Origin of the sequence: Rhizobium sp. ERR 1071 (assembly GCF_007828675.1) — a bacterium.
GTDB lineage: Bacteria > Pseudomonadota > Alphaproteobacteria > Rhizobiales > Rhizobiaceae > Rhizobium > Rhizobium dioscoreae.
The window spans coordinates 500,764-514,670 of sequence record NZ_VITM01000003.1; the positions used below are offsets into that span (position 1 = coordinate 500,764).

12 protein-coding genes are annotated in these 13,907 nt (G+C 61.0%); 7 read left to right on the forward strand and 5 right to left on the reverse strand.

Going from position 1 to position 13,907, the window contains the following annotated elements:
* Positions 1 to 19 precede the first annotated feature (19 nt).
* The 3 genes from FBZ99_RS12510 to FBZ99_RS12520 all read left to right on the forward strand — a co-directional run bounded on the left by FBZ99_RS12510 (position 20) and on the right by FBZ99_RS12520 (position 5,720).
* On the forward strand, positions 20 to 3,703 hold the full coding sequence (locus FBZ99_RS12510) for a peptidoglycan-binding protein (protein WP_145633392.1): 3,684 nt from the start codon (positions 20 to 22) through the stop codon (positions 3,701 to 3,703).
* A 287-nt stretch (positions 3,704 to 3,990) separates the two neighbouring features.
* Positions 3,991 to 4,914 carry a sulfite exporter TauE/SafE family protein gene (locus tag FBZ99_RS12515; protein WP_113332044.1) on the forward strand — a complete coding sequence of 308 codons (924 nt, stop codon included), beginning with the start codon at positions 3,991 to 3,993 and terminating at the stop codon, positions 4,912 to 4,914.
* The gene (locus FBZ99_RS12520; protein WP_145633394.1) at positions 4,911 to 5,720 is read left to right on the forward strand and encodes a TIGR02186 family protein; all 810 of its coding nucleotides are present in this window, start codon (positions 4,911 to 4,913) and stop codon (positions 5,718 to 5,720) included. Before FBZ99_RS12515 ends, FBZ99_RS12520 begins: the two co-directional genes overlap by 4 nt.
* Here FBZ99_RS12520 and FBZ99_RS12525 read toward each other — a convergent pair whose 3' ends face one another.
* Positions 5,721 to 6,224: a winged helix-turn-helix transcriptional regulator gene (locus FBZ99_RS12525; protein ID WP_113351237.1), complete on the reverse strand. Its 504-nt coding sequence runs from the start codon at positions 6,222 to 6,224 to the stop codon at positions 5,721 to 5,723.
* Positions 6,225 to 6,335: 111 nt separating this feature from the next.
* Between FBZ99_RS12525 and FBZ99_RS12530 the strand changes: the two genes are divergently transcribed.
* The gene (locus FBZ99_RS12530; RefSeq protein ID WP_145633397.1) at positions 6,336 to 6,896 is read left to right on the forward strand and encodes a dihydrofolate reductase family protein; all 561 of its coding nucleotides are present in this window, start codon (positions 6,336 to 6,338) and stop codon (positions 6,894 to 6,896) included.
* Here FBZ99_RS12530 and pdeM read toward each other — a convergent pair.
* Both pdeM and FBZ99_RS12540 read right to left on the reverse strand, forming a co-directional pair.
* Positions 6,893 to 7,627 (reverse strand): ligase-associated DNA damage response endonuclease PdeM, encoded by a 735-nt coding sequence (gene pdeM / locus FBZ99_RS12535; protein ID WP_113332040.1) that lies wholly within the window; start codon positions 7,625 to 7,627, stop codon positions 6,893 to 6,895. The two genes, FBZ99_RS12530 and pdeM, sit on opposite strands and share 4 nt — an antisense overlap.
* A 41-nt stretch (positions 7,628 to 7,668) precedes the next feature.
* Positions 7,669 to 10,179, reverse strand: a complete 2,511-nt coding sequence (locus FBZ99_RS12540) for a ligase-associated DNA damage response DEXH box helicase (RefSeq protein ID WP_145633400.1) — start codon at positions 10,177 to 10,179, stop codon at positions 7,669 to 7,671.
* A 227-nt stretch (positions 10,180 to 10,406) separates the two neighbouring features.
* On the opposite strand from FBZ99_RS12540, the gene FBZ99_RS12545 reads away from it, so the two are divergent.
* Both FBZ99_RS12545 and FBZ99_RS12550 read left to right on the forward strand, forming a co-directional pair.
* Positions 10,407 to 10,910: an RrF2 family transcriptional regulator gene (locus tag FBZ99_RS12545; RefSeq protein WP_113332039.1), complete on the forward strand. Its 504-nt coding sequence runs from the start codon at positions 10,407 to 10,409 to the stop codon at positions 10,908 to 10,910.
* A 29-nt stretch (positions 10,911 to 10,939) separates the two neighbouring features.
* The gene (locus FBZ99_RS12550; RefSeq protein WP_145633403.1) at positions 10,940 to 11,401 is read left to right on the forward strand and encodes a carboxymuconolactone decarboxylase family protein; all 462 of its coding nucleotides are present in this window, start codon (positions 10,940 to 10,942) and stop codon (positions 11,399 to 11,401) included.
* A gap of 87 nt (positions 11,402 to 11,488) precedes the next feature.
* Here the strand turns inward: FBZ99_RS12550 and FBZ99_RS12555 are convergent, their stop codons facing one another.
* Positions 11,489 to 12,529 carry a glutamine synthetase beta-grasp domain-containing protein gene (locus FBZ99_RS12555; protein WP_145633407.1) on the reverse strand — a complete coding sequence of 347 codons (1,041 nt, stop codon included), beginning with the start codon at positions 12,527 to 12,529 and terminating at the stop codon, positions 11,489 to 11,491.
* 445 nt (positions 12,530 to 12,974) lie between these two features.
* Here FBZ99_RS12555 and FBZ99_RS12560 point away from each other — a divergent pair, with 445 nt between their 5' ends.
* The gene (locus tag FBZ99_RS12560; protein WP_015338743.1) at positions 12,975 to 13,166 is read left to right on the forward strand and encodes a DUF2735 domain-containing protein; all 192 of its coding nucleotides are present in this window, start codon (positions 12,975 to 12,977) and stop codon (positions 13,164 to 13,166) included.
* A gap of 9 nt (positions 13,167 to 13,175) precedes the next feature.
* On the opposite strand, the gene FBZ99_RS12565 is transcribed toward FBZ99_RS12560, so the two are convergent.
* The gene (locus FBZ99_RS12565) at positions 13,176 to 13,811 is read right to left on the reverse strand and encodes a YitT family protein (RefSeq protein ID WP_113332037.1); all 636 of its coding nucleotides are present in this window, start codon (positions 13,809 to 13,811) and stop codon (positions 13,176 to 13,178) included.
* Between the last annotated feature and the right edge of the window lie 96 nt (positions 13,812 to 13,907).

A 13,907-nucleotide genomic window follows, 5' to 3' on the forward strand; every position in this document is an offset into this window, starting at 1 on the left:
TTCGAGGCGAGCAAGAGATATGAGCGGATCGCGATCAAATCATACCGGAACCGGTGACTGGACGTCGCTGGATGCTCTGAGCCGCACAATCGAGGGGCTGGAAGCACGCATCGAAGGGCTGATGGGAACTGCCGCCGCGCGCGATACGCGCCAGCGCGTCGCTGCCGGCTATGCGCCTGCTCCCGAACGAGCCGCACCCGAGCGGATGCCGCCCCGCCCCGAACGCGAACAATATGCCAGCCGCGCTTACGAGCGCCCGCTGCGCAACGAACGCCATGAGAGCGACCTTCGCTCCGATCCGTTTGCCGAAATCCGTCAGCGTCAGCGCACGCTGGAAGCAAACCGCGAACGTCTGCAGCCACGGCGTGAGGAAATCGCGCATGCAGAACTGCAGCCGGCACGACGTCCGATCGACAGCTATCCCCAGCGCCAGCCGATGCGGGCCGCTGCCGCCGACGCACCGGTCGATATCGCCCAGGCGCTCGTCAACCTTCGCCAGGATCTGAAGCGCGACATCGCCGATAGCGTGAGCCGCGAAGTTACTGCCCTGCGTGCCGAAATCCGCGATATCCGCGAAAACGCCGAGGACAAGCATTTCGTCGCCGATGTCCGCCAGGACATGGCCAGGCTTGCCGACAGCATCAACCAGCTCGCCGGTCAGCCGGAGACTGCCGGACTGAAAGCGGAATTCGACGAGCTGCGTTCGCTGATGGACGGTCTCGCCCGCGAAGAGTCGCTTCACCATGTCGAGCGCCAGGTGAAGGCGATCGACACGTCGGGCCTGCAGGACGAGCTCGTCTCGCTTGCCTATCGTCTCGATGACATCAAGCAGCATCTCGGCGGCATGAACGACAGCCCGGCCGTGCATGCGCTGGAAACCAAGCTGCTGACGATCGCGACCGCGATGGAAAGCCTCGGTTCGATGATGCAGCCGCAGGACCAGGCCATGCAGCGGCTGGAAGGCCGCCTCAGCGGCCTTGCCGATCAGATCGACCTGATGAGCCGCGATGCAGGCCGGCGTCAGCCTGCCGACGACCTTTCCGGCCGCCTTGAAGCGCTCGCCATGCGCATCGACGAACTCGGCAGCGCCAAGGCCGTCGCCCGCCTCGAGGAGCGGCTGGACCAGCTTTCGCATCTGATGGAGCGTTCGCAGAAGGCCACGCCGCAGCCGGAGCTCGTCACCTATCTCGCCGACATCTCCCATAAGATCGATGCGCTGGAACATGGGTCTGTCGGCAACGCGCTGGCCGACCGGCTGGATTATCTCGCTCGCCGCATCGACGAGATCGATTTCCATCCGTCCGCGCCAGCCGCAAGCCTCGACGACAGCATGGCACGCCGGCTCGAAGGCCGTCTCTCCGATATCGCGGCCCGGCTGGAAGCGAGCACTGCCGCTCCGCCGACGGATACGCAGGCGCTGCGCAGTCTCGAAGAGCAGATCGCCCATCTCTCGACATTGCTGACGGCCGAGCCTCGCGCCGGCGGCGATCATCTGCCTCCGGATTTCGATCGCCGCATGAGCGCGATCGAGGACTATATGGCGACCAACGACGAATATATCATCGAAGCGGCCCGCCATGCGGCGGAAACCGTCGTCGAAGCGTATTCGCGCGAAGGCGCAATGGCTCATGGTGCACAGGCGGCCGATATGGCGGCATTGACGGCACTTGCCGAAGACCTTCGTCATCTTGAGGACCTCAGCCGCGCCAGCGACGAGCGCACGCACCGCACCTTCGAGGCTCTGCACGATACGCTGCTGCAGATCGCCGACCGTCTCGATCATATGGAACAGCGCAAGCCGGCGCCCGCCATGCCGGCCGCGACATTCGAAAGCGACGTCTTTGCCGAAGAGGATGCTCCGGCGCTGAGGCCGCCAATGGCCGCGCAGCAGAAGGCGGGTCCGATCATCCGCACGATGGCGCCTGCCGAAGCCTCGGTTTCAGCCGAAGTCGCGGTCGCGCAGGCGATCGACGCCAACACGAAGGCTGAAATCAAGGCGGCAGCCAAGAAGAGCGGCAAGACCAGCCTGTTTGCCAGCCTCGGCAAGCGCTTCTTCATGCCAGAAAAGGCCGAACCGATCTTTCTGCCGGACCGCCCGGTCATCGAGCAGGCGCCGTCGATCGATCCCGCCGACGTGATGCCCGGCGAAGAGGCCAACGAACTGCTGGAGCCGGGCTCCGGCGCGCCTGACATCAAGAAGATCCTCGAGCGCGTGCGCGCCAGCCAGAACACGTCGCGCAGCGGAAACGCCCGCCAGCCGAGCGAGAACGAACGGGCCGATTATATCGCGGCCGCCCGCCGTGCCGCACAGGCCGCGGCCATGGAAGTCGACCAGACGCAGCGCTCGGCTCCTGCTTCCAAGAAAGATGCCAAGAAGGGCGGCGCGTTCTCACGCTTCCGCCGGCCTATCCTGCTTGCGCTGGGTGCAGTCATGCTCGCCATCATGGCTTATCCGCTGGCGAACACGCTGACACGCGGCCAGAAGGCGCCGGCACCGGCCCAGGTATCGACAATGGTCGCGCCTGCCGATAGTACCGCGATCAATACCGTCGCTGCCAACACGAACCCGGCCGCCAGCAATCAGCAGCCTGCTGCAAACCAGGCCGCCGCACCCTCGATTTCCACGACGGAGACGGCGGAAGTCCAGCCTGCACCCACGGCCACCGATCCCGCCGCCGCACCCGCGAATGATCACCTGACGGCAGCTACGCCGCTCGACGGCAACCAGACGGCAAGCGAAGAGTTGGCTCCTGCCGGCAGCGCACCTGCACAGCAGGCCACCGCCTTCGTTCAGACTGAGAACACATCCGCTGCCTCTCCCGCCACCACGCCGGCAGCGCCGGAAATCGCGGTACCCGACGGCATCCAGCCGCCATCGCTCGTCGCTGCCGCTAAATCGGCCGATCCGGTGGCGCTCTTCGAAATCGGCGCACGCTATACGGATGGCCGCGGCGTTGCTGCCGATATGAAGCAGGCTGCAACCTGGTATCAGCTTTCGGCCGACAAGGGTTATGCCCCGGCCCAGTATCGCCTCGCCAGCATGTATGAGAAGGGCAACGGCGTCGATCGCGACCTCGTCAAAGCCAAGCAGTATTACGAACAGGCCGCCAATCAGGGCAATGCCAGCGCCATGCACAATCTCGCGGTTCTCTACGCCTCGGGCACAGTAGGACCGCAGGATTATGATAGCGCGGCGAACTGGTTCGTCCGCGCCGCCAACCTCGGCGTCTCCGACAGCCAGTTCAACCTCGCAATCCTCTATGCGCGCGGCAACGGCGTGAAACAGGACCTGCAGGAATCCTACAAATGGTTCGCGATCGCCGCCAAGAGCGGTGACAAGGACGCCGCGCAGAAGCGTGACGAAGTGGCCAACGCCATGAAACCGGCCGATCTCGAAAGTGCGCGTGCCAAGGTCGATCTCTGGAAAGTGCAGCCGGCCGATCCGAAGGCCAACGGCACCGACATCCCCGACGAATGGACCACCGGCAAGGGCGTGAACACGGCTTCGATCGACATGAAGAAGGCGATCCGCAACATTCAGGCCATCCTCAACAAGAATGGCTTCGACGCCGGTGCACCCGACGGCACCATGGGAGACAAGACGGTAGCCGCCCTGAAGAGCTTCCAGAAATCTGTCGGCTTGCCGGCGGATGGACGGGTCACCGATCAGGTGGTCAAGGAGCTTCTCGCCCGCAACAAGTAGCTTCGGGCTGTCGTGCGAAAACGATCAACCAAAATGCCGGCGTCAGCACGCCGGCATTTTGTTTAGGTAGCTCAAAGCTGCCGCATCCCCTGCCAGCACCCACCATTCCGCTATACAGCGTCACAGAAAAGTGGAAAAAGCCGGGTTAGGGTGAATGCGGCAATTCGAAAACTGGGGCAGCTCGGCCTTTCCTAAGGCTCTGGCAATGATTTCAGATTAGAATCCGCCATTTAAGGGGAAATGGGCTTCGGTCACCGCGCCGAAAAGCCCGCAAATGGGAACAAGGCGTGACGATCTATCTGCCGATCGCAGAATTGTCGGTGAATATTTTGATTATTCTCGGCATGGGAGCAGCCGTAGGGTTTCTCTCCGGCATGTTTGGCGTCGGCGGCGGCTTCCTCATCACGCCTCTTCTGATTTTCTACAACATCCCGCCTGTTGTTGCCGTCGCCACCGGCTCCAATCAGGTCGTCGCCTCCTCGGTTTCGGGAGCGCTCAGCCATTTCCGCCGTGGCTCGCTCGACCTGAAACTGGGCTCGATCCTGCTGGCCGGCGGTCTCGCGGGGGCGACGTTCGGCCTCTGGCTATTCGTGCTCTTGCGAAGGCTCGGCCAGATCGACCTGATCATTTCCCTGATCTACGTGATTCTCCTCGGCACCGTAGGCTCGCTGATGCTATGGGAAAGCGTGCGAGCCATGCGCCGCGCAGCCGGCAAACTGCCCCCGGCAACCGGCAAGCCGCGCCATCACAACTGGGTACAGCGGCTGCCGTTGAAACTGCGGTTCAAGAAATCCAAGCTCTATCTCAGCGCCATTCCGGTCATCGGTCTTGGTTTCTTCGTCGGCATGCTGACGCCGATGGGTATCGGCGGCGGCTTCATTCTTGTGCCCGCCATGATCTATCTGCTGCGCGTGCCCACAAATGTCGTTGTCGGCACCTCGTTGTTCCAGGTCATTTTCGTGACGGCCTTTACGACAATCGTCCAGGCAGCCACCAACTATTCCGTCGATATCATCCTGGCCTTCCTCTTGATGGTGGCGGGCGTCGTCGGCGCGCAATACGGCGTGCGTGTCGGCCAGAAGCTGCGCGGCGAGCAATTGCGCGCACTCCTCGGCCTCCTCGTCCTGGCCGTCGGCCTTCGCCTCGTCATCACTCTCGTGGTGACGCCGGCGGACGTTTACTCCGTCGTCATGGAAGGGGTGAGCCGATGAGAGGATTCGGACTGCTCCTTGCCGCCGCATTGCTGCTCACTCCGTTCACCGCGCCGGCGCAAGTGCTGCTCGATCAGCCGACGACCTCGACCACGGCGCGGGAGACGATGGAGATCGGCACATCGACGAGCGAAATCGCCATCACCTCGGACTTCACCGGCGCCGATCTGACGATCTTCGGCGCCCTTTCCAACACCGACCAGCTGCTTCTGGCAATCGGCCAGTACGATATCGTCGTCGTGCTGGAGGGGCCGCGCGAGAATGCAACGGTTCGCAGGAAAGAGCGCGTCTTCGGCATATGGGTCAACACCCGCTCGATGACGTTCGAGCATGTGCCGGAAGCCTATTCGCTCTCGAGCACGCGTGCGGTCGACAATATCACCACGCCGCTCGAACTCAGCGACCGCGGCATTGGCGTCGACCATCTTCCGCTGACGCCGGTCGGCTTCGTCGGCAATGTTGGCGATGTCCCGGAATTCCGCAACGCCTTCCGACGCCTGCAGAAAGCCGGCGGGCTCTATGAAAGCGACCCCGCCGGCGTTCGCTTCGTCAGCTCCTCGCTCTTCAAGGCAACGCTCAGGGTTCCAGCCGATGTGCCGAATGGGGTGCATACAGTGCGCGCCTATCTTTTCAAGAGCGGCAAGTTCCTGAGCGAGAAATCGCTGCCGCTGCGCGTCATCAAGACGGGTATAGAGCAGACGATTACGGATGCGGCGCATCAGCGGCCGATCACCTATGGCATTTTCTCGGTGCTGCTCGCCCTCGTCACCGGCTGGGGCGCAAGCTTCATCTTCCGGAAGAACTGATCAACCGCTTTTCCGGCGATTGGCGACCTCGATATACGCTTCGGTCAACCGGCCGAGCACCGAGGGCGTGCCCGGGAGCAGCACCTTGCCGAGATGCTTGGCACGCAACTCCTCCATGAAATCATCCCAGAGTTTTGGGCCGCCATCCTCCAGGAGTTCGGCCCGGATCGACAGCTCCTCGGAAACCGGCAGATGCTTGCGGCCCCAGGCACCCATATGGGCAAAAATGGGCACGAGGTCGATCGACATTTCCGTCAGGCTGTAGACGGCCTTCTGCTTGTGAGTGGGATCGCTTTCGCGGGTCAGCAGACCACGTTCCACCAGCCGCTTCAGCCGATCGGCGAGAATATTGGAAGCAATCCTCTCCTGCGAATTCTGCAGCAACTCGCGAAAATGCCGGCGATTGCCGAACATGATGTCCCTGATGACGATCAGGCTCCAGCGATCACCGAGGATTTCCAGGGTCAAATTGATCGGGCAGCCGGAACGATGCACTGCGTCCATAAGGGCCTCCAAAAGACCGCTTGCATTTTGCTATCAGTACGATTAATTTGCAACTACTTTCTTTTAGCAACTAGTTTTGATTATGGTACGGTTATCACAATGGAGGAAGTGATGAGGAAGCTCGTTATCTGGAATCTCATGACGCTCGACGGCTATTTCGAGGGAACCAAGCCGTGGGACCTTGATTTTCATATGCTCGCCTGGGGCGATGAGCTGGAATATTATGCGACCGAGCTCGGCAAGGAAGGCGATCTGCTGATCTTCGGCCGCAAAACCTATGAAGGCATGGCCGCCTATTGGCCGACCGCGACGGAAGCGCCCGACATCGCCGCCTACATGAACGGTATCGCCAAGATTGCAGCCTCGCGGACGCTCGACAAGGCGGAGTGGAACAATACCCGCGTCGTTGGTGACATCGTCGCTGAGGTGAAAAAGCTGAAGCAAGAACCCGGCAAGACCATGTTCGTCTTCGGCAGCGCTGAAGTGACCGATGCATTGCTCAAGGCGGGGCTGGTCGATGAGCTCAGGATCTGCCTCGTTCCTGTCGTCCTCGGTGCCGGCAATCCGCATTTTAAACCGGCAGCCGACCAGCGCCCGATGAAGCTCATCGGCTCCACGCCCCTCAAAACCGGGGCTGTCATCCTGCGTTACGAACCGGCGAACGCGGCCTAGGCCGAGAGATTGCCGAACCGCACGGAGTAGATGCGGTCGCGGCCCAGCAGGTGCGCGATCAAGCTCTCGCGCTCGAAAAGGCCGGCCATGGCCTTGTGGCGAAGATCGAGGCCGCCGGTCATCACGCCGAAGGCGGGCATCAGCAGGCGGGCGCCATCGGTGGCAAAGCACGGGCGGCGCACCGATTTCTCGCGACGCCGAACGGTGGCCGAGGGATGCAGGTGGCCGGCGATCTCGCCGGCCTGCAACCCGGCCTTTGGCTCATGGCGGAACGTTAAACCACCGTAATGCATCTCATCAACCGAATGGCCGGGGAGATCGACGGTGCCATCCGGATCATGATTGCCGTTGATCCAGATCCATTCGCGGCCGCGCGCCATGTTAACGATCAGGCTGCGAAACTCTTCCGGCAAGTGCTGCGAACCGATCCGATCGTGGAAATTGTCGCCCAGCGACACCACGAGTTTCGGATCATAGCGGGAGATGACGGCGGAGAGGACCGTCAGGGTCGCCAGCGTATCGTAGGGCGGCAGCATCATGCCTCGGCGGGCAAAGGCCGCGCCCTTTTCCAGATGCAGATCGGAGACGACGAGAATGCCCGCATCCGGCAGATAGAGCGCGCCGAGCGGATCGCAGACGGCGGCGACGCCATGAATGACGGCCTCGACACCCAGCGCACTGGTTGCGCCGTTGCCTTCATTCATATCTCGCGCTAGCGCCAGGCGGTTCATCACCGTAACAATCTACCTTCGTCGTCTGCTTTGCAGCATCCCTATTCCATCGCTTCGCGGATCAGGTCGTCAGCCGCTTCCGCAAGCAGAGAATCGTGAGCCTCGCCCGGTACCGGCACCTTGCCGATTTCCAGCATCACCGGAACGGCGAGCGGAGAAATATGGTCCAGCGCGCGATGGGTGATATGGCCCCTGATTCGCTTCAGCATATCCGCAAGACGGCCAATATCCAAAAGTCCGGTCGCGGCATCCTGCCTCGTTGCCTGCAGCAGGATATGATCGGGCTCGTGGCTGCGCAGCACGTCGTAGATCAGATCGGCCGAGACGGTCACCTGCCGGCCGGTCTTTTCCTTGCCCGGATGCCGGCGCTCGATCAAGCCTGCAATCACGGCGCAATTGCGGAAGGTCCGCTTCAGCAGGAAAGATTCATCGAGCCAGGCTTCGAGATCGTCGCCGAGCATATCCTCGTCGAAGAGATCGGAGAGGCTGAGGCGCCCGTTGGCGATCATCAGTCCCATATCTTCAAGGCCCCAAATGCCGAGAGAATAATCGGTCGCGACGAAGCCCATGGGCTTGGCGCCGGCGCGCTCCAGCCTTCGGGTCAGCAGCATGCCGAGCGTCTGGTGCGCCAGCCTTCCCTCGAAAGGATAGGCAACCATGTAGGCGCGGCTGCCGCGCGGGAAGGTTTCGATCAGAAACTCGTCGCGCTTCGGCAGCAGCGACTTCTCGTTCTGAATTTCCAGCCAATCGCGCACCTGATCCGGCAGGCGGTGCCGCCGGTCGGGATCGGCTATCATCGCCCGCACCTGATCGGCCAGGTAGGTGGACAGCGGGAACTTGCCGCCGGCATAGGAGGGAATTTTCGGATCCAGCGAGAAGGCCTGCGACGCGAGGCATTCGCTCTCGCGGATGCCTTCGAAGCGCAGAACCTTGCCGGAAAAGAGGAAGGTATCGCCGGGTGACAACTGCTCGACGAAATATTCCTCGACCTTGCCGAGCGGCGCGCCGCCTCTTCCGAGTGAGCCCAGCGCGTTGCGCTTTACCAGGCGGATGTTGAGCATCGCCTCTTCGACGATCGTGCCGAGGTTCAGCCGGTATTGCTGGGCGACCTGCGGATTGGAGACGCGCCAGCGCCCATCCGCCGTCTTGCGGATACGGGCATAGCGCTCGTAAGTTCGGAGCGCATAGCCGCCGGTGGCGACGAAATCGATGATGCGCTCGAAGGTCTCCCAGGAAAGCTCGGCATACGGTGCTGCACTCTGCACCTCGTCATAAAGTTCGAGCATGTCAAAGGGCTCGGCGCAGGCCATGCCGAGCACATGCTGGGCGAGAACGTCGAGCGCTCCGGCGCCAATGGGTGGTGTGTCCTGCGCGCCGGTATAGTTGGCATCAAGCGCTCCCTGGCATTCCATGACTTCGAAGCGGTTGGCCGGCACAAGAATTGCTTTCGAGGGTTCATCCATGCGGTGATTGGCACGGCCGATGCGCTGGGCAAGGCGGCTTGCGCCTTTCGGCGCGCCGACATGAATGACAAGATCGACGTCGCCCCAATCTATACCGAGATCGAGCGTGGAGGTGGCGACGACGGCGCGCAGCCGGTTCTCCGCCATAGCCGCCTCCACCTTTCGGCGCTGGCCGACATCGAGCGAGCCGTGGTGCAGGGCGATCGGCAGATTGTCGTCATTGGCCGACCATAGCTCCTGGAACAGCATTTCGGCCTGCGAGCGCGTGTTGACGAAGAGCAGCGTCGTGCGATGGGCCTTCAGCTCGCGATAGATATCGGGGATCGCATATTTGGCCGAGTGGCCGGACCAGGGGATGCGCTCTTCCGTCGCAAGGATCGAGATATCGGGCTTGGCGCCACCTTCGACGATGACGAGGCCCGCATGGCGCTCCTCCCCCGGCCGCTGCGCTACCAGCCATTTCTGCAGATCTATGGGGTCGGCAACCGTCGCTGAAAGACCGATGGTCTGCACGCGCGGCGCCAGCTTGCGGATGCGGGCAAGGCCAAGGGACAGCATATGACCGCGCTTGGAGGTGACGAGCGAATGCAGTTCATCGAAGACGATGTATTTCAAATCCTTGAAGAAGCGCTCGGCCTCACGATTGGCGAGCAGCAGCGCCACCTGCTCCGGCGTCGTCAGCAGGATATCGGGCGGGTTGAGCTTCTGCCGCTGCCGCTTGCCGCTCGGCGTATCGCCGGTGCGGTTTTCGACCGTGACAGGCAGGCCCATCTCCGAAACGGGCTTCATCAGGTTGCGCTCGATATCGACCGCCAGCGCCTTCAGCGGCGAGATGTAGAGCGTATGGATGCCGGTGAAGGCCGAACCTGGTGGGATCTTGCCGCGCCGAGTGAGATCCGTCAGCGACGGCAGGAAGCCGGCGAGCGTCTTGCCGGCGCCAGTGGGCGCAATCAGCAGCGTGCTTTCGCCGGCTTCGGCGCGGGCCAGCAGCTCCAGCTGATGCGCACGCGGCTGCCAGCCCTTTTCCGCAAACCAGCGGAGAAAAGGGGCAGGTAAGACAAAGGGGTACTGCGCGTCGATCTGGTCCACGGGCTTCAATGTAATGGATATGCGGCGGATGAGAAGCGGGGAGACTTCGTGTCCTTTCGTTTCAGCGTTTGCGGAGAACGCAATACCCCCCTCTGTCACTGTTGTGACAGAGGGGGGTGTCAGACGTCCGACATATTCAAATGCAGCTTACATGCCGCTCATTTCAAGGGCCTTGACTCCCACCATAATCGTGGATAAAAATTATCTACAATTAGAAAGGCACCAAGATGAAGCTCGGAGACGGCGTCGAACAATCCATCCATTGCGTTGCCATGCTGTCGGGTTTGTCCGATGGCGGCGTGCTCTCGGCTGCGGCGCTTGCGGAATTTCACGGCGTTTCGGTCAGTTATCTTCTGAAGCACCTGCAGGCGCTTTCTGGCGCCGGCATTCTCGATACCGTGCCGGGGCCGAAGGGCGGATATCGGCTGGCGCGCAAGCCGGAGGAGATCACGCTTCTCGATATCGTACTGGCGGCTGAAGGCCCAGCACCCGCCTTCCGCTGCGCGGAAATCCGCCAGCGCGGCCCGAACCCGCTGGAAGGGCGCTACTTCGCCAAGCCCTGCGGCATCAATGCCGCCATGCTGGCAGCAGAACGCGTCTATCGGGCCGAATTGGCAAAGACAACGATCGCCGACGTGCTGACCGACCTCCGGCAGACGGACACGGACGGTGGCATAGCCGCGAGAGGCTGCGCCTTTCTCGAGCTGCATGAACGCAAGACCAGAAACTGAACCTCAATTTAAAACCCAAGGAGAAGACCATGCATCCGCGTTTCAATTTCGCCAAAGCCTCCCCGGACTCCTACAAGGCCGTCGTCGCGCTGGAAAACTTCGTTCAGAGCAGCGGCCTTGAGCGCCGCTTCATTCACCTGATCAAGCTCCGCGCCTCGCAGATCAACGGCTGCGCCTATTGCGTCGACATGCATGTGAAGGAAGCCCGCCACGATGGCTTGAGCGAACAGTGGATCAACCTGATGTGCGTCTGGTGGGAATCGCCAGTTTATGACGACCGCGAGCGTGCCCTGCTTCGGTGGGTCGATTCCGTCACCAAGATCGCCCAGACCGGCATTCCGGATGCCGATTTCGAACCGCTGAAACAGCATTTCAGCGAAGAAGAGATCGTCAAGATCACGGTCGCAATCGGCACGATCAACATCTGGAACCGTCTTGCCGTCGGCTTCCGCTCGCAGCATCCGTTGGATGCGGCAAGCAAGGCTGCCTAGAACCGTTATCATCAAAGCAAAAAGCGCGGGACCGGAATCCCGCGCTTTTCGTTTATCTCCGCCTCGGAAAACCGAGATCGAAATACGTCAGGCAGCAACCGAGCCGAAGCCAGCGGTCGGAACTTCCGAGATGGTCTTCAGAACCTGGGAAGCGATCTGGTAGGGGTCGCCTTGCGAGTTCGGGCGACGATCTTCGAGGTAGCCCTTGTAGTCGTTCTTGATGAACGAGTGCGGAACGCGGATCGAGGCGCCGCGGTCGGCAACGCCGTAGCTGAACTTGTTCCACGGAGCCGTTTCATGCTTGCCGGTCAGGCGCATGTGGTTGTCCGGACCGTAAACAGCGATGTGGGCTTCGAGGTTCTTGTCGAACTGAGCCATGAGTGCTTCGAAATAGGCCTTGCCGCCGACTTCGCGCATGAACTTGGTCGAGAAGTTGCAGTGCATGCCCGAGCCGTTCCAGTCGGTGTCGCCAAGCGGCTTGCAGTGGAACTCGATGTCGATGCCGTACTTTTCGCACAGACGCAGCAGCAGGTAGCGTGCCATCCAGATCTGGTCGGCGGCTTTCTTGGAGCCTTTGCCGAAAATCTGGAATTCCCACTGACCCTTGGCCACTTCGGCGTTGATGCCTTCGTGGTTGATGCCGGCTTCGAGGCAGAGGTCGAGGTGCTCTTCAACGATTTCGCGAGCGACATCGCCGACGTTCTTGTAGCCGACGCCAGTGTAGTACGGGCCCTGCGGAGCCGGATAGCCGGATTCCGGGAAGCCGAGCGGACGGCCGTCCTTGTAGAAGAAGTATTCCTGCTCGAAACCGAACCATGCGTCTTCATCGTCAAGGATGGTCGCGCGGCTGTTGGATTCGTGCGGGGTAACGCCATCAGGCATCATGACTTCGCACATGACGAGAGCGCCGTTGGTGCGGGCCGGGTCCGGATAGATAGCGACGGGCTTCAGCACGCAGTCGGAGCTGCGGCCTTCGGCCTGCATCGTCGACGAACCGTCGAAGCCCCAAAGCGGAAGCTGCTCGAGCGTCGGAAATGCGTCGAATTCCTTGATCTGCGTTTTACCGCGCAGGTTCGGTACCGGGGTGTACCCGTCGAGCCAGATGTACTCGAGCTTAAACTTCGTCATTACGCACCTCATAACAGTTAATCAGGCGAAGTAGGAAAAACTTGGCCGGCGCGCCCGCCGGAAAATTCCTCACTACGAACGGCTGCCAAGAGAGATGCATGTGCCGTGCCAGATCGCATCGACACCTAGCCCGCCAGGCGAGATTTTTATGATTGAGGCGTGTTCGGGCAAGATTTCCCAGTGCCAAGCATCAGATTCTTTTCAAATCGCCGCCATGGCTCCAATCGAGCTGCCAAAGTGTCGCAGGCTCGACCGGGCCCTAAAACGGATTGGAAAATCGGCAGACCAAAGAAACGGCATCGGCGACACCATCGTCGATTTGCCTATAATTTCATCATTTAGCATTTTTTTTAAGCGAAATGGTGATATTCGCCTTCGGCTTTGCTATATATGAGTTGTCTCTTGAAGCGCGCCCGCTTGAACACCAAAAAGGGAGAGACAAAGAATGGCAATCGGTACTCGGCACGAAACCGCAAAGATCTATCAGTTTCCCGTTACGGCTCGCCCCACGGCGCTCAGCCAGCGTCCGAAGGTGAACCTCACCCCGGATATCGGCCCGTCCATTGCCACGGCCGCATTCGATAGCTGGTATCACGAAGCCGCGATCGTCGAATCTGACGAGACCCGCAAGCAGTAGGCTTTAGCTTTACAGCGCTATATAGCGATCCGAGCGATGATTGATCGCGACGAAGAGATTGAGTGCGATTGCACCGATCACCGAGCAGATGACCACAGCAGGCGTGGTCACCGCAAAAGCGACCGCGAGCACGCATAGGTCGATTGCAAGCTGCACCAACCCTGCCCTCATGCCGAAACGCTCCTGCAGGTAAATCCCCAGAATGCCGACGCCGCCGAGGCTTGCCCGATGGCGATAGAGCGCGAGCAGCCCGAAGCCGAGCAGAATGCCGCCGAGCACCGCCGACCAGAGCGCGTTGATATGCGCGACATCGAAGAGCAGCGGCTGCAGGTTGGTCAGCAGCGAGGTGAGCGCAATGGCGATGAAGGTCTTGATGGTGAAGACCGGGCCGAGCTGTTTCAGAGACAGATAGAAGAACGGCAGATTGACCACGAAAAAGGCGAGGCCGAAATTCACGCCGGTCGCGTAATGCAGCAGGAAGGCGATGCCGGCAGTGCTGCCGGTCAGAAGGCCGGCGCTTGAAAGGCAAAATAGCCCAAGCGAGGAAATCAGACTGCCGGAGACGATGCCCTGAATATCCTCGATCCACGAATGCCGGGTCGCGGACGTATTCCAGATACCAAATGCGCTCTTTGCGTTTGCCATGTGATTTCCCCTGGGTTTCAAGGCTTTTTGCTGAAAGCTCAGGCGATAATCAAGCGAAAATACGTAAGCAATGCTGACCTATTTCAAATTCGCAAG